Origin of the sequence: Knoellia sinensis KCTC 19936 (assembly GCF_000768705.1) — a bacterium.
GTDB classification, from domain to species: domain Bacteria; phylum Actinomycetota; class Actinomycetes; order Actinomycetales; family Dermatophilaceae; genus Knoellia; species Knoellia sinensis.
This window is the reverse complement of record NZ_AVPJ01000002.1, coordinates 114,428-131,449: the sequence shown is the minus strand read 5'-3', so window position 1 is coordinate 131,449 and position 17,022 is coordinate 114,428. Positions and strand designations below refer to the sequence as shown.

Annotated in this window: 18 protein-coding genes; 11 read left to right on the top strand and 7 right to left on the bottom strand. The window is 68.8% G+C overall.

Going from position 1 to position 17,022, the window contains the following annotated elements:
- Window positions 1-61 precede the first annotated feature (61 nt).
- The 6 genes from N802_RS03350 to N802_RS03325 are packed head-to-tail and all read left to right on the top strand — an operon-like array spanning window position 62 to window position 3,142.
- Window positions 62-328: a hypothetical protein gene (locus N802_RS03350; protein ID WP_035912230.1), complete on the top strand. Its 267-nt coding sequence runs from the start codon at window positions 62-64 to the stop codon at window positions 326-328.
- 49 nt (window positions 329-377) lie between these two features.
- A complete protein-coding gene (locus N802_RS03345; RefSeq protein ID WP_035912226.1) occupies window positions 378-941 on the top strand; it encodes a hypothetical protein in 564 nt (187 codons plus the stop codon).
- Window positions 942-988: 47 nt separating this feature from the next.
- Entirely contained in the window at window positions 989-1,228 is a 240-nt protein-coding gene (locus tag N802_RS03340) for a transcriptional regulator (RefSeq protein WP_245613813.1), read from the top strand.
- Between the two features lie 35 nt (window positions 1,229-1,263).
- A complete protein-coding gene (locus N802_RS03335) occupies window positions 1,264-1,878 on the top strand; it encodes a hypothetical protein (RefSeq protein WP_156971259.1) in 615 nt (204 codons plus the stop codon).
- Window positions 1,875-2,510, top strand: a complete 636-nt coding sequence (locus tag N802_RS03330; protein WP_035912220.1) for a hypothetical protein — start codon at window positions 1,875-1,877, stop codon at window positions 2,508-2,510. The genes N802_RS03335 and N802_RS03330 overlap by 4 nt, the downstream gene beginning before the upstream one ends.
- Window positions 2,507-3,142: a hypothetical protein gene (locus N802_RS03325; RefSeq protein WP_035912218.1), complete on the top strand. Its 636-nt coding sequence runs from the start codon at window positions 2,507-2,509 to the stop codon at window positions 3,140-3,142. Before N802_RS03330 ends, N802_RS03325 begins: the two co-directional genes overlap by 4 nt.
- On the opposite strand, the gene N802_RS03320 is transcribed toward N802_RS03325, so the two are convergent.
- On the bottom strand, window positions 3,120-4,412 hold the full coding sequence (locus N802_RS03320; protein ID WP_156971258.1) for a hypothetical protein: 1,293 nt from the start codon (window positions 4,410-4,412) through the stop codon (window positions 3,120-3,122). The two genes, N802_RS03325 and N802_RS03320, sit on opposite strands and share 23 nt — an antisense overlap.
- A 314-nt stretch (window positions 4,413-4,726) precedes the next feature.
- Here N802_RS03320 and N802_RS03315 point away from each other — a divergent pair, with 314 nt between their 5' ends.
- Window positions 4,727-5,338: a VOC family protein gene (locus tag N802_RS03315; RefSeq protein ID WP_052109378.1), complete on the top strand. Its 612-nt coding sequence runs from the start codon at window positions 4,727-4,729 to the stop codon at window positions 5,336-5,338.
- A gap of 32 nt (window positions 5,339-5,370) precedes the next feature.
- Here the strand turns inward: N802_RS03315 and N802_RS03310 are convergent, their stop codons facing one another.
- Window positions 5,371-6,309, bottom strand: a complete 939-nt coding sequence (locus N802_RS03310) for an SMP-30/gluconolactonase/LRE family protein (protein WP_211254334.1) — start codon at window positions 6,307-6,309, stop codon at window positions 5,371-5,373.
- Between the two features lie 138 nt (window positions 6,310-6,447).
- On the opposite strand from N802_RS03310, the gene N802_RS03305 reads away from it, so the two are divergent.
- Entirely contained in the window at window positions 6,448-7,701 is a 1,254-nt protein-coding gene (locus N802_RS03305; RefSeq protein WP_035912214.1) for an MFS transporter, read from the top strand.
- 125 nt (window positions 7,702-7,826) lie between these two features.
- Here the strand turns inward: N802_RS03305 and N802_RS03300 are convergent, their stop codons facing one another.
- Complete coding sequence (locus N802_RS03300; protein ID WP_035912211.1) at window positions 7,827-8,936, bottom strand: DNA polymerase IV; 1,110 nt, start codon at window positions 8,934-8,936, stop codon at window positions 7,827-7,829.
- Between the two features lie 57 nt (window positions 8,937-8,993).
- Between N802_RS03300 and lhgO the strand changes: the two genes are divergently transcribed.
- The gene (lhgO, locus tag N802_RS03295) at window positions 8,994-10,211 is read left to right on the top strand and encodes an L-2-hydroxyglutarate oxidase (RefSeq protein WP_035912815.1); all 1,218 of its coding nucleotides are present in this window, start codon (window positions 8,994-8,996) and stop codon (window positions 10,209-10,211) included.
- Here lhgO and N802_RS03290 read toward each other — a convergent pair.
- The 3 genes from N802_RS03290 to N802_RS03280 form a co-directional block, all read right to left on the bottom strand.
- Entirely contained in the window at window positions 10,202-10,918 is a 717-nt protein-coding gene (locus N802_RS03290) for a L,D-transpeptidase family protein (protein ID WP_035912208.1), read from the bottom strand. The two genes, lhgO and N802_RS03290, sit on opposite strands and share 10 nt — an antisense overlap.
- Window positions 10,919-11,067: 149 nt before the next feature.
- The gene (locus tag N802_RS03285; RefSeq protein WP_169743387.1) at window positions 11,068-11,925 is read right to left on the bottom strand and encodes an alpha/beta hydrolase family protein; all 858 of its coding nucleotides are present in this window, start codon (window positions 11,923-11,925) and stop codon (window positions 11,068-11,070) included.
- Between the two features lie 73 nt (window positions 11,926-11,998).
- Window positions 11,999-13,033 carry an alpha/beta fold hydrolase gene (locus N802_RS03280; protein WP_035912205.1) on the bottom strand — a complete coding sequence of 345 codons (1,035 nt, stop codon included), beginning with the start codon at window positions 13,031-13,033 and terminating at the stop codon, window positions 11,999-12,001.
- A 99-nt stretch (window positions 13,034-13,132) separates the two neighbouring features.
- Here N802_RS03280 and N802_RS03275 point away from each other — a divergent pair, with 99 nt between their 5' ends.
- Both N802_RS03275 and N802_RS03270 read left to right on the top strand, forming a co-directional pair.
- The gene (locus N802_RS03275; RefSeq protein WP_035912204.1) at window positions 13,133-13,798 is read left to right on the top strand and encodes a class I SAM-dependent methyltransferase; all 666 of its coding nucleotides are present in this window, start codon (window positions 13,133-13,135) and stop codon (window positions 13,796-13,798) included.
- Window positions 13,799-13,971: 173 nt separating this feature from the next.
- A complete protein-coding gene (locus N802_RS03270; protein ID WP_052109375.1) occupies window positions 13,972-15,351 on the top strand; it encodes an FAD-binding oxidoreductase in 1,380 nt (459 codons plus the stop codon).
- 94 nt (window positions 15,352-15,445) lie between these two features.
- On the opposite strand, the gene N802_RS03265 is transcribed toward N802_RS03270, so the two are convergent.
- Window positions 15,446-16,978, bottom strand: a complete 1,533-nt coding sequence (locus N802_RS03265) for a multicopper oxidase family protein (RefSeq protein WP_035912807.1) — start codon at window positions 16,976-16,978, stop codon at window positions 15,446-15,448.
- Between the last annotated feature and the right edge of the window lie 44 nt (window positions 16,979-17,022).

The window sequence follows — 17,022 nt, the reverse complement described above, 5'->3', positions numbered from 1 at the left end:
ACCCCCTCCCCCGCCCACCGGGCCACCCCCCGGACCACAGGGCATTCCGCAACTGCACCAGATGAGTGGACTCGCCTGGCAGACGCAGGAGGCGCTGCGCGCCGAGCTCGACCGGTCCGACCCGGGGCACATCCACGACGTCGTCTGCCAGCCAGTCCCGATGTTTCACATGGCGGGGGCGAGCACCCGCTGCGATGTCACGACCGACGGCGCCGCAGCCGTGCGGTGGACCGCGCTCACGGTTCCGGGCACAGCCCCTGAGGGCGGCCAGGTCGTGGAGTTCACCCACGGCGAGCGAAAGGACCTGCCACCGTTCCCACCGAGGTGAGCGGACGGCATACTTGCCAATTCGGAAAGTTCACTGCATACTTTCCAACATGGAAAGCAACGAGCCCCCTTCCGGCGCTGACGACGCAGCCTCCTTGCTCGCGTCGGCCGACGACGCCACCGCGCGTTGGGCAGGACGACTCACCCTCCCGTCGTTCTTCCACTCCGCGATCGGTGCCGCCATCGCCCTCCAGGTCGCCACCGCCGCCTACGGCATCGCCGTCGACAGCACACGCGCCCGAATCGCCATGGGCGCAGGGCTGCTCGTCTTCGTCGTGACCGCCGTGGTGCAACTGCTCCGGTTCCGGTCACGCAACGGTGTGTGGATCTCGGGTCTCGCGAGCCGCGCCGTCCTCGGGACCGCGAACGCCAGCGCCACGGCATACGTGCTGTCGCTCGGCGCAGCCGTGTGGGCGGCGTTCGCGGAACGATGGTGGCTGGTCGTCGTGGTCGCACTGGCCGGCGGGCTGGGCTACGCGGTGGCCGGGAGGCGCTGGTGGCGGCGATACCAGGGCGACCCTGCCGCGAACGCCCGCGCCGAGTCCCCGGGGGTGATCGCGGCCGTCGCCGTGCTCGCGCTCGCCGGGCTCGTCCTGCTCCTCCTGGGGAAGTGATGGGCGCGCTGGACCCTGCCATCCACGCGCCGGCCCGCCTCCGGCTGATGACCATGCTCGCCGCGGTGACCGAGGCGGAGTTCGCGACGCTGCGCGAGGGCCTCGAGGTCAGCGACTCCGTCCTCTCCAAGCACGTCACAGCGCTCGCCGACGAGGGCTACGTGAAGAGCCGCAAGGGGGTTCACGCCGGACGGCGCACGACGTGGATCTCGATGACCGGCCCGGGCCGCACGGCGCTGCGGCAACACGTCGCGGCACTGCGCGAACTCATCGCGGACGTGGACTGACTCCTGCCGAAAGGTTGTCCCTAGAATCCCGTGCCATGGGGGACAACACGAGGAGTGGCGCACTGCGGCGTGTGGGCAGTTTCGTTCGCGGTCGCCCCACGTCGCAGAAGGTCGGCGGAGGTGTCGTGGCGGCACTCCTGGCCAGCGCGCCCTTCGGCGGGTTGGCCGGACCGGCTGCTTCCGGGCCAGAGACCATCAGCCCGGGCAAGCCGCTCATGGTGGGCCCCTACGAGGTGATCATCGACAAGGTCGTCGAGTTGCCCGACCTCAAGCCCGCCGTGTCCCCCCAGCCGTCGCAACGCGTCATCGTGCTCGACACGCGCGTGACCCTGACGGGCGACCGCCCGGAGTACGCCGTGACCCTGAAGGACAACGTCGCCGTCTCGGGTGGCGGCGTGAAGGTCGACGACAACCCCGGTCTGTACTTCGTCGAGGACGCCACCGCGATGAGCAACTTCAACCCGGGACTGACCTATCGGCTGGCACTGACGTTCACGACCTCCGGGCCGTGGCAGGGCGACACGGTGACCGTGAAGAGCAACCTCGTGGAGTTCCGCGAGCAGGACTCGGCGACGCTCGACCCCAACGCCTGGGTCAGCCGCGACGAGGTCCGGGGGCAGGGCACCTTCACCCTGGAGCGCCGGTCATGAGGCGAGGGATCGCGACGGCAGCGTTCGTCATCGCCGCCATGGGGCTCGGCCGGCTCATCACCGACCACATGCCCCTGACCGATGCGGCCGACAAGCCGTTCATCCAGACTGGGGCCGTAGACGAGACCGTCGCCCTCGACTACGCGGACGTCACCGTCACCGGCGTCCACGTGACGCCGACGATCATGGGCAACCCGGCGTCGGCTGCCGGTGGGCGCTGGCTCGTCGTCGACACGGAGATCGTGGCTCGGCAGGCGCCCACGGTCATGGCCGGCTTCTTCCTCGTCGACGCGCAGGACCGCCGCTGGATCGCCTCACTCCGCGGCCCGGAGTGCGTCACGAGTGCCCGGCTCGCGACGGGCGTCCGGCACTACGCAAGCATCTGCTTCGACATCCCCAAACAGGCCCTTGACGGCGCCCGCCTCATGGCGACGCGCGGGCCCTGGGACTCCCACGAATCGACCTTCCGACGCGACGACGTCGCCCAGATCGACCTCGGGATCAAGGCTGCAGAGGTCGACGCCCTCTGGGCGCAGAAGGACGCCGTCAACATCAGGCAGAGCGGCCCGGTCGCGCCCGATGCACCTGATGCACCTGATGCACCCGATGCGCCCGAGGAGGCGCGCCAGTGAGTGCAGCGAACGACAACCGTCCGAGCCGTTGGTGGATCGCCGCCGTCCCCGTCGCCATCGTCACGATGCTCCTCGCCAATGGCTTCCGAGTGCCGGTGTTCTGGTACCAGTCCGGTCAGCACCGCGAGATCGCCAGCGGGGACGCGAACGAGTGGGTGTCAGTCACCGAGGAGACCTCCGACGCCCACGGCGACCTGACCCGGAAGTACGACGTGAGGTTCGCCGGGCTGGGAGGCGCGGAGACGGCATACGAGAGTCGTGCTGGTGAGTTCACGCTTCCGGAGGGGATGGTCGCGCGCAGCGTCAAGCTCGACTTCCGGGCCGAGCCCGACCAGGTACTCAAGCACTGCGCCGTGACGCTCATCGACGATGAGGGACGGGAGTACCGCGTGGGGCACGTCGAGGACGACCTCGGCGCCAAGATCACCGTGTGCGTGCCCGAGGAGACCCCCGGCCCCAGCGCGCCCATCGTTGACGCGGAGACGCGTGGAACCCTCCCCCCGGAGGAACAGCCACGGCCGAGCGAGTGGTCGGCGTCGCCCGCGATCGCCGTGCCGGCGGACGCGAGGTTCGTGGAGGTGCGGATCTCGTTCGAGAACCCCGACTACGTCAGGATCCGGCTGTTGAGCTGACGGGTTCGCCAGCGGGGGCGGGTGTCGGATCTGACCCCGCCGCGAGCCTCGGGCCGAGCAGCCAGTCGATCGCGGCTGCGAGCAGAGCAGCCGCGAGGACCATCGTGAGAGCAAGCCCAATCGCCTTCTCCATGGGGGCGATCGCCAGCCACGTGTTGGTCTCGAGCGGGCCGATCGCGGCGCGCAATGCTTGACCGACCAGCCACGGGATCCGGAGGACGAGGAGGAACGCGAGGCTGAAGGTGAGCATTGGCAGCAACCCGGCCGTCGCCATCATCCGCAGACCGTTCCAGAACGCCGACCACCGTTCCCGGACGTCGGCGACAAGGCCGCTGCCGTAGCGACGGACCGGTGCAGGGACGCGCTCCCATCGCGGATTCGGCTGTGCCGCAGGGGGTTCGGGGGTGGACAGCTTGTGACCGAGGACGACCGCGCCGACCGTCAGCCACGCCAGAGGGACGATGACGACGGCGTCGATGGCACCCACCAGACCGAAGAGCCACTTGGTCGCGGTGTCCACGGGGTTGGCGAACGGACCAAGGGTCGTGACGACCTGGTCGTACTGGTCGAGAACGAGCCGCGAGGCACGGCGGCTCTGGACCCACGCCACCCCCGACTCACGGAACTCGGTGACCTTCTGCGCCACCTGCGAGGTGTAGTAGACCTCGACCAGTGCGCCGAGGAACGCGAGGCCGAGGAACTTGGTGACGCTCTCGATCTTGCCCAGCGCGTATCGCAGCACCCAGGCAATGGCGACGATCATCAGGACGATCTGCCAGTCATAGATCGCGAGCCGCCCGGCGAAGTCGTAGTCGACGTCGCCGTCGAGGCTGAACTGGTTGAACTCCGCGTAGGCCGCCTCATTGGTGAACCGGAAGAGGTCCTCCTTGAGCAACCCGTAGGACACGTAGACCGCGAGGAACGGCACCAGCACACTGACCGCGACGTCGACGAGTCGCATGGGGCGCCTCTCGGTCGGCGCCTGATGAGCCTCCCGCTGGGAGAGTTCGGCGACGTTGGGCAGGGAGCCTCGCGTCATGAAGAGCATCGCGATCATGGCGCCGAGGAAGCCGAGTGGGGCCAGGACGAGGATGAGCTGCCCGAGAAAGCCGCTGTAGTCGCTGACCAGAACCGCGAGCCACATGGTCGCACTGCGGAAGGCGAGTCCGAGGCAGGCGATGACGATGAACGGCGCCCAGTAGGTCCTGAGGATCCGCCCTGCGGACACCAGCACCGCTGGAATGTCCCTGACGCGCATCTCGTCGCTCATCGCGTCACCCCCGTGCCCCGCGCCGCTCGGCGCCTGATCTGTCGTCGAGAGCATAGCGAGCGGGTCGCCCTCGCGACCGACTCACGTGTCCAGGTGGTCCCGAACTGCCGCGATGTATGCCGTCGGCTCAGTTGCGTGGATCTCGTGCCCTGCCGGGATGGTCACCAAGCGGCCGTCGACGACTGCGACGACGTCCGGCCAGTCGGGTGAGGGCCATCGGTCTGCGGGCGGACGTCGGGCATGCCTGCGGTCGCTCCTCCCAGTCCTGCTTCGTGCCATGTGCGAGTCCGGCCTCGCAGTGCGAGGATCGCAGGGTGGGCGAATCCGTGAGGGCGACGACGGTGCCGATCCTGGGATGTCGGGACGTCGACGAGACGGTCGAGTTTTATGAAGCCCTCGGATTCCACACGACGCACCGGCAGGTCAGGCCCTACCCCTATGTCGCGGTGACGGGCCACGGCTTCGACCTGCACTTCAGCCGTGTCCCGTCTGGCGCCGACCCGGAGAACGAGGATGTCGGCGCCTGCCTCGTCCTCGTCGACGACGTCGCGGGCTCTCACGCCGCTCTGTCCGCCTCGAAGCGGACGGCCTTTGGCAAGGTGCTGGCCAAGGGACGTCCGCGAATCACGCGGTATCGACCGGGGGCATCCCGGTTCACGCTGGTCGATCCTTCGGGCAACTCACTGATCTTCATCCAGAGTGACGTCGAGGAGGCCGTCGACTACCGCGGAGCCGCGGGTCTCACGGGTGTGGCCAAGGCGCTAGACAACGCTCGAGTCCTGCGTGACTTCAAGCTCGACGACAGGGCCGCACTCCGGGCCATCACGAGCGGCCTGCGACGTCACTCCGACAGCGCCTCGCCCGACGACCTTGAGGCAGCGCGAAGGATGGCCGCGGAACTCGAAGCCGTCATCGGCGACGAGTAGCAGGCTCCTGGCCTGCGGCCGGGAAGGAGGGCTCAGGCCGTCAGTCGGGTGACGGTGCCGAGGAAGCTCGTGACGTAGAGGGCGGTCGGGTCCCACCCGGGACCTGACCCGAACGCGACGGACGAACTCAGGGGCAGTCCGCTCGCGATCGTGCAGGTCGCGCCACTATCGGGGTCGACCCGCACCACTGAGCCCGCGACGTTGAGGGCTACGTAGACCTCGCCGTCGGGACCGACGGTCAGGTCATCGGCGGAGTTGAGGGGTCCGATGCCGGGGATGGTCAGGACCTTGGGCTGCGCGGAGGGGTTGTCGACATCGACGACGGACACGGTCGATGCCAGTGTGAAGGTGGACGCGACGTAGAGCGCCCGCCGCGTCGGGTCGAAGGCGAGGCCATTGGTCGACGTCACGCTCGGCGCGTACGGCGCCTTCTCACCAGACGGCTTCACGGCAGTGAGGGTGGTGGACGGGCCGACATCCCGACTGGCGACAAACGTCCCGTCGGGAAGCCGCTCGAGTCCGTTTGGCATCGTCAGACCGGTGGCGACCGTGGTCACTGCGCCACTGTCGAGATCGACCGACGAGATGGTGCCGTCCTTGATCCCCAGGAAGCCGGACGCGGGGCTGTTGCCGGTCGTGAACGACACGGTGTTGCCGTGCACCACGATTCCGCCGGGCGCGGTGACGTTGGCGACGAGCGTTCCTCGTTGGCCGTCCGGGGTGAGGCGTTTCAGGGCACCACCCGGGCCGAGGACATTCGTCTCGCTCAGGAGTAGTCCGCCGCGGCCGTCGAACGCGAGGTTCTCCAGAGTGCCAAACCCTTGTGCGACAGGCGCTTTCGTCCATGGGGCGCAGGTTGAGTCTGGGCTTGAAGCCGTGGCCGCGCTCGCACTCGTCGGGGCGAGCCCTCCCCCCACGAGTGTGGCGGACAGGACTGCGGCGGCCATTGCGGTTCCCCTGCGCATCGTCATGAACGGGGAGCATGCCTGTCTCCCACGACGACCTCACTGTTCGTGTCACCCCTTGTCGCCGCGCGTCCGAAATGCGGATGCAGGTGCCAGTCGCAGCCATGTATCTTGACGTCAAGACACTTCGGGAGGGGTCCTGTGATGACGAAATGGTGGCGGTCCGTGGTGCCGCCCACGAAACTCGAGCGTGACCTCGCGTTGCAAAGCGTCCTGTCGGCGTTCGCGACGGGGTCCTTCCTCACCGGGACTGCGGTGTTCTTCACCCAAATCGTGGGTCTCTCGGGCGCGCAGGTCGGTCTCGGCATGTCCATCGCGGCCGCCGTGACCCTGGCACTGTCGATCCCCCTCGGCCGCCTGACCGATGTGGTGGGCGCCAAGACCCTCTGGGTCATCAGTGCGCTGGTCGAGGCGGCGCTCTATCTCGCTTGGCCCCTGGCGAGCGGCTTCGCCGCGTTCGTCGTGCTGTTGGCGGTGCTGGCCTCCGTCGAGACGGCGGGTCGGTCGGCACGCAACGTGTATCGCATCGAGGTCTTCCCCCGCGAAACGCGGGTCCGGGCCATGGCCTACCAGCGGGCGGCACGCAACGTCGGCTACACCCTCGGCGCGGGCACCGCGGGCGTTGCACTGGGCATCGGCACGAGGGAGGCGATCATCGCGGTCCCGCTCATCACGGCGGCCCTGCTCGTCGTCAACGCAGTCATGATCTCGTTCCTGCCGGCGATCCACCGGGCGCCGCCACAGGAGACCGGCTCAGAGGTGCACGTCACGCCAGCCGCGTTCAAGAACGTCGGATTCGTCGTCCTCGCACTCTGCAACGGTGTGCTCGCGTCGAATCAGGTCCTGCTCAACGTCGTCGTGCCCCTCTGGCTGGTCGAGCAGACCGACGCGCCGCGCACGCTGCTTGCGTGGCTCTTCGGCACCAACACCGTGCTCGCCGTCCTTCTCCAGGTCCGGGCATCCCGCGGGGCCGAGACGGTGGCGGGTTCGTTGCGTGCCGTGCGCCTCTCGGGCTGGGCGTTCGTCCTCTCGTGCATCGTCATCAGCCTGACCCACGAGACAGTCGGCTGGGTCTCGATCGTGCTCATCTGGATCGGGCACATCACCATCACCGGCGCCGAGTTGTGGCAGTCCGCATCGGACTGGGGCTTCACGTCCGAGCTCTCGGATCCACGACGATTGGGTGACTACCAGGGCGTCTGGGGTCTGGGCTACCAGATCGAGCCGATCATCTTCCCCGCTCTCTACACGTTCCTCGCGCTCACGTGGGGAACGACCGGGTGGATCGTCATCGCCGTGATCGCCGTGACCGCGGCGGTGGTCTCGCACCCCGCGGCCCGCGCCGCCCAACGCCACCTCGAACGCCACACCGCACCAGTCACGGTCAGCACCGCTTGACCGCTGAGTTCTTGCGTGCGGAAGCGTCCAATTGGGTGAGTTCGGGACGGATGTGGTGCGAGCCGTGACGGGGAAGTCGTCAGATGTCGTGGATATATCCGGGACGATTCTAGGTTTCCGCGTCATCACCCGGAGGGGTCGGCGGCGGCGGGGCCACCGCGGCCGGTGGTGCGGGGCGGCTCGTAGCCACCCTCGGGCGGGACCATCTCGGCCCGCACCCCGAGGAGACGGATCGGCCGGTCGTCCTCGAGACCGCGCAGGAGTTCGAGCGCAGTACGAGCGATGACCGCGGGGTCGAAGGTCGGTTCGGGCAGCTTGCGGATCCGCGTGGTCGTGAAGAACGGCGCGAAGCGGACCTTGAGGTGCACGCGGGCACATTCGCGTCCCTCGCGTCGGATGTCCTCGACAACTTGCTCCGACAAGGCGCGAATCGCAGCCTCGATCTCGCCGGCCTCGGTGAGATTCGACTGGTAGGTCATCTCCCGCCCGTGCGCCCGCGCCACCCACGGCGTGTCGTCGATGACGGTCGCGCCGAGTCCCCGTCCGAGCCGGCCGTAGTGCGGCCCCATCCGCGGCCCGAACTCCTCCGTGAGCACCTCGTCCGAAGCATCCGCGAGCTGCTGCACAGTGTCGTAGCCATGGGAGGCGAGTCGGGCCGCGATCCGGTTCCCCACACCCCAGAGAGCTGTCGTCGGCCGCTCCCCCATGACCTCGAACCAGTTGTCGCGCGTGAGCACGAACGTGCCCTGGGGCTTGCCGAAGTCGGTCGCGATCTTGGCGCGCACCGTCGTGTCGCCGACGCCGACCGAACAGTGCAGCTGCGAGGCCTCGAGCACCTCGGCGCGGATGGCGTCGGCGTGGGCGACCGCCTCGGCCACATCGTCACCCGCCGTGGTGAGCCCCACGAACGCCTCGTCCCAGCCGAGCACCTGGACCACCGCGCCCGGGTGGGCCCGCAAGGTCTCCATGACGACCGCCGAGGCAGCGTCATAGGCCGGACCATCCACGGGCAGGAACACAGCGTCCGGGATCTTCCGGACCGCCGTCTTGAGTGGCATGCCGGATCGGACACCGAACTCCCGAGCCTCGTAGGACGCCGTCGACACGACCGCTCGCTCCGTCGGATCGCCCCGCCCGCCCACCACCACAGGGAGCCCAGCCAGCTCGGGGCGCCGCAGGATCTCCACGGCCGCAATGAACTGGTCGAGGTCGACGTGGAGCACCCAGCGCGCCATAGACCCCAGTGTGCCGTGGGCCTCGGACACCTGCCGTGCATGGGCTTGGATGGGTTCATGCGTGACGTCATCGTGGTCGGAGGCGGGATCGTCGGTCTCGCGACGGCATCCGAGATCCTCCGCAGACGACCGGGAGCGGACGTCCTCGTGGTCGAGAAGGAGTCCGAGGTCGCCCAGCACCAGAGTGGGCACAACAGCGGGGTGATCCACGCGGGCGTCTACTACGCGCCGGGCAGCCTCAAGGCAAGGTTCTGCCGGGAAGGTGCGGCGCGCACCAGGGAGTACTGCACCGAGAAGCGAATTCCGTTCTCCGACACCGGGAAGCTCGTCGTCGCCACGAGCACCGTCGAGGTCGAGCGGCTGTCTGACCTCACCGACCGCGCGCGAGCCAACGGGCTCACCGTGACACCCCTGGATGGCGGCGCACTGCGTGAGCGCGAGCCGCGCGTTGCCGGTCTCGCCGCACTCCACGTCCCGTCCACGGGAATCACGGACTACTCCGCCGTATGCCGTGCACTCGCCTCCGACATCTCGGCCGCCGGAGGCGCGGTGCGCACCTCCACCGTGGTCACCGCCATCGACGAAGCGTCAGCAGCCGTGACCCTCACCCTTCGCGAGAACGGTTGGGAGACACTGGAGTCCGCGCGACAGGTCATCGTCTGCGCGGGTCTCCAGGCCGACCGGCTCGCCCGAATGTCCGGCCTCAACCACGGCCGGGACACGTTCCAGATCGTGCCGTTCCGAGGCGAGTACTACCGACTCCCAGCCCGCCGCAACGACCTCATCAGCAGCCTCATCTATCCGGTGCCGGACCCGGACCTGCCGTTCCTCGGCGTCCACCTCACCCGGATGATCGACGGCAGCATCACCGTCGGACCCAACGCAGTGCTGGGCTTCAGCCGTGAGGGCTACCGCAAGGGCGCCGTACATCCCCGCGACGTGGCGACCTACGCCACGTTCGCGGGGATGTGGCACGTTGCCCGAACCCATTGGCGGACAGGGCTTGCCGAGCAGCGTGACTCGTGGAGCCGGCGCGGCTATCTCGAACTGGTCCGCCGCTACTGCCCCGACCTCACCGTCGACGACCTCCTGCCTGCACCTGCCGGCATTCGCGCCCAGGCCGTCCTGCGCGATGGGACGCTCGTCCACGACTTCCTTGTCAGACGGACGGGCCGCACGGTTCATGTCTGCAACGCACCGTCACCGGCGGCGACCTCGGCGTTCCCGATCGCGCAGCATGTCGTCGACCTGCTGGAGCCACGCGCTCAGTCGTAGATGTAGACCCGACGACCGACGATTGGCCAGCTCTCGCGATACAGCTTGCTCATCGCGGAGGTGCTCACCCGCAGGCAGCCGTGCGATGCCGGGTAGGGCGGGATCGACGTCGAGCCGTGGATGGCATAGCCACCCTTGAAGTAGGCGGGGAGCCACATCCGGCCCAAGGAGCCGTTCTGCCACCCGCTGGTGTAGCGCCAGTAGATCGAGAATCGGCCCCGTGGGGTGTGGGCGGTCTTCCAGCTCCCCCGCGAGTAGTAGCGCTTGCCGTTGGCCGTGCTCGTGTTGAGCGTGTACTTGAGGCGACCGCCAGAGACCAGCATGAGCACGTTCTCGGAGATGTCGCACTCGATGATCGTCCCCGAGGTCGTGCGCGGATTGGCCTTGACGCCCCGGTCGAGGAGCCCCCACGTGGTGGGTCCGACCACGCCATCACGACTGACATGAGCGACCTTCTGGAGGGCCCAGACCGCCTGTTGGGTGAGGTGGCCGAAGTTCCCGTCGGCTGTGCCGCACCAATAGGTCAGCGCATTCAGCCGTTGCTGGAGGGCCACGACGTGGGCACCTGTCGATCCCTTGCGAAGTGACGGGCGGGTGGCGGCATGGGCCGGTGAGGCCCCTGCTGTCGCCAGGCCGAGGAGGCCCGCCCCGGCGACTCCGGCCAGGGTCACGCGGCGCGTGACCTCATGCGTGTTGTTGTTCTCCATCCCAAAGCACCCCTGCTCTGTTCCCCAAGCGGGCGACTCTCGCCCGTGTAGGAATCAGACGCGCAGTTCCCCGGACAGGGTTGTCGCCGACGAGGGTCAAAAAGCACCTGGGGTGTCAGGGCCAGATCGATGGCACGGACGAAGGGTGGCTAGGTGGTTCGAAGTACCCGCTTCAACCACGAGGCAACGTCCTGCGCGAAGCCACCGGGGTGGCGAGCCCACACGAAGTGGTCGAAGGGCGGGCCATCCTCGCCCTCCGGTCGGGTGGCGAAACGATGCTCCACCTGAGCCGCCTGCAGCTTGGCGACGAGGTTGTCGATCGACCCCTGAGGTGCCAGGTCGTCGTTGTCGAGGGCCACGGCCAAGACAGGGATGTTGACGCTCGAGAAGTCCGGTTCCCCTGCGCCCGAACCCTTCTCGACGATGAGATCGCCTCGGCGGGCGAATCTGGCCCACTCGCGAATGAGCTGGCGTGGCTGTCGGCCACCGAAGCCGAGCCGGTGCCCCGGCCAGTGGCCCCGAACCCACGCGATGGCGGCGACGGACTGGGTCTGCGCGAGCAACTTGATGCGGCGCGGGTAACCCCGCCAGTAGGGCGACCCCGAGCCGACGAGGACCAGGGCGCCCGCAGCCGAAGCGTGGGTCGCGAGGTGAACCATCGCCACCTGCCCCCCGAAGGAGTGCCCGAGCAGGGCCACCGGGCGACCGGCATAACGCTCCTTGGCCACAGCGACAGTGGCGGCGACGACGTCGTCGGACACCGCGGCATACCCGAAGTCGTGTCGTCGACTCGCGAACGGGCGACTCACGCCCTGCCCCGGGAAGTCGGCGACGAGGGTTGCCACGCCCTCCGCGGCGAGCGCCTTGACGAAGGGTCCGTAGTAGCCGGCCGCGACACCGAGTGCCGGAAGGAGGACGACCACCGGGTCGCCGGTGCTGCCACCGTCGACGCCGACGACGGTCGTGTGTCCCCCGCCGGGCAGGTCCAGGTCAGTCACGTGATCCACGGGGAGAACGGTATGCCGCCTCGCCCGGGTCAGCGTCGCCCGGGTCGGCGTCGACGGGTCAGCGTCGCCCGGGTCAGCGCTCGTGGGTTGACACCCAGGCCGCCGCGGCCGCGCGCGACGAGACTCCGAGCTTGGTCCGCACGTTGGCAACGTGCCGGTGGACCGTGTGAGCGCTGAGGACGAGCCGTTCGGCGATCTGTGCATCGGTGAGGCCTTGGGCGACGAGCATCAGCACCTCGCGCTCGCGCGGTGTGAGCGTCGCCGCAGCACGCTGTTCCGCAGGCGGGAGCGGCGGTAGCCCGTCGAGGAAGCGTTCGATCGCCTCGACCAACGCGAGACTGTCTCCACGCCAGGGGAAGTGGTCCTCGCCAGCCAACTCGACGAACGTGGCATCGGGCACCAGGTCGGCGACTTCGCGGCCAAGGGCGAACGGGATGGCCCGGTCATCCCGACGGTGCGCCACCAGGGTGGGTGTGCGCACGCGAGCAAGATGCGCGGTGGAGTCCAGTTCATAGACAGCGCGCAGGGCCGCCGCCGCGTCCTCCCGTGACGACGAGCGCCGCTGGAACTCGGCGAACTCCTCCCTCTCCACGGCCGTCGCGTTCGGGAGGAAGACGTCTGCCAGGACCCGTGCCCCGAGCCCCCAGTGACGTTCGACGACTGCCACCAACAACTCCTTGGCCGACGGAGACGCGATGTCCGCGCCGTTCGCAAAGCTGCCGTAGAGCACGAGCCGCTCCACGAGCTCCGGATGCTCCGCGGCACACGCGGCGGCGGCGCCGCAGCCCGAGGATCCGCCGAGCACCGTCACGCGGGTCTGGCCGATCGCCCGGAGGAGTCCGACGAGCACGGCGATCTCGTCGTCGAGGCTGGCGGATGGCGGCCCATCACGATCCGAAAGCCCAGTGCCGGGACGGTCGTAGCGGATCACGGTGTGGTGCATGGCGAGAGCCTGCACGAAGGTCCGGAAGGCGTGATCCTCCCAGTTCAGGGTCAGGTGACTCGCCCACCATCCCCCGATGACGAGTGGAGGCCCCGAGCCGATCGCGGACCACGCCACGTCTCGCTCGCCGACCCTGGCGTAGCGAACGACCTGGTCAGCCGTCATGGCTGGATTCTAGTGCCGCACAGGTGGCCCGATCCGGCCATCAACAGTTGGCCGCTTCCGGGGATGAGGCCGGCGGCCCGGTCGCGGTCCCCTTGAGTCATGACAACAACGACCAGCACTCAGACTTCACCGAACGCCGTCGAGACGACGGGCAGCCGCTTCTCGTCCGTGATGTACGACCCGTTCCTCTGGCTCGGCGAACGTCGCGGGATGCGCGCCACGCGCCACCGTCTCCTCAGCACAGCCCGCGGTCAGGTCCTCGAGATCGGGGCCGGGACGGGGCTCAACCTGCCCCACTATCCCGAGGACATCGAGGAACTGGTCCTCACCGAACCAGTGGAGCCGATGGTCGACCGCCTCGAGCGGCGACGTGCGGCGCTCGGACGCACCGCGCGGATCGTGGTCGCCCCTGCAGAGAACCTCCCGTTCGAGGACGGTTCCTTCGACACCGTGGTCTCGACCATGGTGTTGTGCACGGTCACCGACCCGGACCAGGCGATCGCGGAGGTGCAGCGGGTGCTGCGCCCCGGCGGACGGCTGCTCTTCATCGAGCACGTCCGCTCCCCCTCGGCGGCGTCGGCGCATTGGCAGGACCGGCTCGCGGACGCATGGGCCGGCTTCGCCGACGGATGCCGCTGCGACCGCGACACGCTCAGCGCGATCTCGTCGCGTCTGGATCTTGCGTCGTGGGACCGCGCCCGCTGGCGAGGAATGCCGCGCGTCGTGCAGCCGCTCGTCATCGGTGAGGCCGTGGCCTCCGCATGACCACCACGTCCGTATGCCGGGTCGTCACCTTCGCGGGTGACGGCCCGGCTTTGCGTGTTGGCGCCTTCTGGAGGCTGCTCGGCCGGAAATCGGGATGACAGGTGTCAGTGGTCGCAGAGACAGTGGAAGGCGGCAGGGCACACAGCACTGCCCTTGACTCTGGAGGGGAATCCATGAGCGCAGCAGTTGACAGCACGAGCCTGGCCGATCGCCTCGACGCGGTCGTTGATGGCGAGGTCACGGCACCGGGCGATGCCGCCTACGACGAGGCTCGCCAGGTCTTCGCGGCCGGGATCGACAAGCATCCGGAAGCCATCGTCCGTCCCGCCCACGTCGACGATGTCGCGGCCGTCGTCGCCCTGGCGCGCGAGTTCGACATCGAGTTGGCCGTGCGAGGTGGTGGCCACAGCGGAGCCGGGCACGGAACGTCCGACGGGGTCGTGCTCGACCTCGGCGAGCTCAAGGACCTCGACATCGACGTCGAAGGACGAACGGCGTGGGCCGGGGCTGGCTTGACCGCGGGGGAGTTCACGACGGCCGTCGCCGAGCACGGCCTCGCCGCTGGCTTCGGCGACGCCGGCGTCGTGGGCATCGGTGGCATCACGCTCGGCGGAGGCGTCGGCTTCCTGTCCCGCGCGCATGGGCTGACGATCGACAACCTCCTCGCGGCCCAGGTCGTCACCGCGAACGGCGAGCGCCTCCACGTGGATGCCGACAATCATCCCGACCTGTTCTGGGCGTTGCGCGGTGGCGGCGGCAACTTCGGCGTCGTGACCCGCTTCCAGTTCCGGCTCCACGAGGTGGGGCAGGTGCACGGCGGCATGCTCATGCTCGCGGCGACACCATCGGCGATGAGGTCCGTGGTCCGGGCGGCCGAGGCCGCCCCCGATGAACTCAGCCTCATCATCAACGTCATGAGCGCACCACCGATGCCGTTCATCCCCGAAGCGCTGCACGGCAGCACCGTCATCATGGTCGTGGCGTGCTGGTCCGGCGCCGTGGATGAGGGTGAGCGCGTGCTGGCACCGCTGCGGGCCTCGGGTGAGGTGCTGGCCGACATGATCGAGCCGATCCCGTATGCCGCCCTGCTCGAGGACGAGGTCCCGGCCCGGATGCCGTTCACGGTGGCTGGCCGGTCCGCGTACACCGAAGAGGTGACCGACGCGGCGATCCGGGCGATCATCGAACAGGTCAGCACCTCGGACGCGGCGCTGAAGGTGGTTCACCTGCGCCTGATGGGGGGCGCCATCGACCGGGTGGAGGCCGACGCCACGGCCTACGCCCACCGCGGTGCGAGGTTCATGACCAACGTCGCCTCAAGCTACGACGGCGCCGAGGATCGACGCGAGCGCGAGGCGTGGATCAGCGGCCTCGCCGAGCTGCTCGAGGTCGGCCAGCCGGGGGTCTACGTCAACTTCCTGGCCGACGACGGGGCCGCTCGCCTCGAGGAGGCCTACCCGCCGCACACGCTCAAGCGCTTGCGCGAAATCAAGGCGGCCTACGACCCCGACAACGTCTTCCAGGTCAACCACAACATCAGCCCGACCGCCTGACCGACTGACGACATCAGCCCCGCTCTTGAGGTGGGCTCACACCCACCCGGCCCGTGCTGACCCATCAAGGGGAGGGACGCGTATGCCGTGTGGTTCAGTGCGCGTGTCCGGTGCTGACCTCGGCGGCTGCGTGGTCGTCGCCGTCGTGATCGGGGACGTCGATCGCGCCGACCTTCTCGCCGGGGCGGGCGACGACGAACTGGCCCATGAGTCCCTGGTCCTCGTGCCGGAGCAGGTGGCAATGGAACATGTAGGGACTCGACGCGTCGGCGAAGTCGGTGAACCTCATCCGCAGCTCGACGGTCTCCCCCTGCGGGATGAGGATCGTGTCCTTCCACCCGGCGAGGACCGCGGGAGGTGGGCCGCCGGCATACCGGATCACCTGGAACTGGACGTCGTGAATGTGGAAGTTGTGGACCTGGCCGTCGGCGTTCGTGACGTTCCACGTCTCGGTCGTGTCGAGCGTCGAGACGATGTCGACCCGCTCCAGGTCCATCTTGCCGAAGTTGGTGTTGCTCCCGCCGAGGCTGACGTTGCGCGTCGCGCCCACGGTGTCGTCGGCCAAGTCGGGCGCCGGGGCAAGGGTTGCGGGCACGACTGGGCTGGCGGTGAGCGTCTGCGCACCACGCAACTCCAGGATGTCGAGCCGGTCGGAGGCCCCGGTGAAGCGGTTGCTGTCGCCCGTCGGAGGCGTGCTCTGCAGGACGGTGCGTTCACCCGGCCGCACGTCGACCACGATCTCGGCCCGCTCCCCCGGTGAGAGGAGGAGTTCGTTCGTCTCCACGGGCGCGGGGAGCAGGCCACCGTCACTCGCAACGACGGCATACGGGCGGTTGTCGTCGAAGTGGAAGCGATAGACGCGGGCGTTCGACCCGTTGACGACTCGCAGGCGGACACGTTCGCTGGTCACGTCGAGGAACGGACCCGGGGTGCCGTTGACGAGGACGGTGTCACCGAGGATCCCCGTTGACTGGAAGAGGCCCGCGCGGTCATCGAGCTTGCTGCCGTCGAAAGCCTTGTCCTGCACCATGATCGGGAAGTCATCGACACCGTAGGTCTTGGGCAGCGCGACCTCGTTGGCGTCGTCGAGGATGAACATGCCGGCCAAGCCGCGATAGACGTGCTTCGCGGTCTCGCCGTGCGGGTGGGGGTGATACCAGAGCGACGCAGCGGGCTGGTCGATCGTCCACTGCGGCGACCAGTTCGCGCCGGGTGCGATGGGCTGGTGCGGGCCGCCGTCCATGCCCGCGGGCAGGTGCATGCCGTGCCAGTGGACCGTCGAGGTCTCGTCGATGCCGTTGGTGATGTTGACCTTGACCTGCTCACCACGGGTGGCGCGCAGCGTCGGGCCGAGGAATGCGCCGTTGAAGCCCCACGTCGGCGTCGGCTCGCCTCGCCCCAGGTCGGTCGCCCCGGCCTGCATGGCGAGGTCGAAGGTCCGGACGCCCGCCGCGTCCACCGTGGACTTCGCAAGCGGCGGGATGGCGAGCGGCCGTGCGAACTCGACCTCCCCGACCGTGCTGATGCTCGCGTTCGCGAAGGACCAAGCGATGTATGCCGTGAAGCCCCCGATGACGAGGACGACGACGGTTCCGATAGCGAGGACGAGCTTGAGTGCAGTGCGCATGATCTTCACCGTCGCTGACCGTTCGGCGACGGAACAGGGCATTC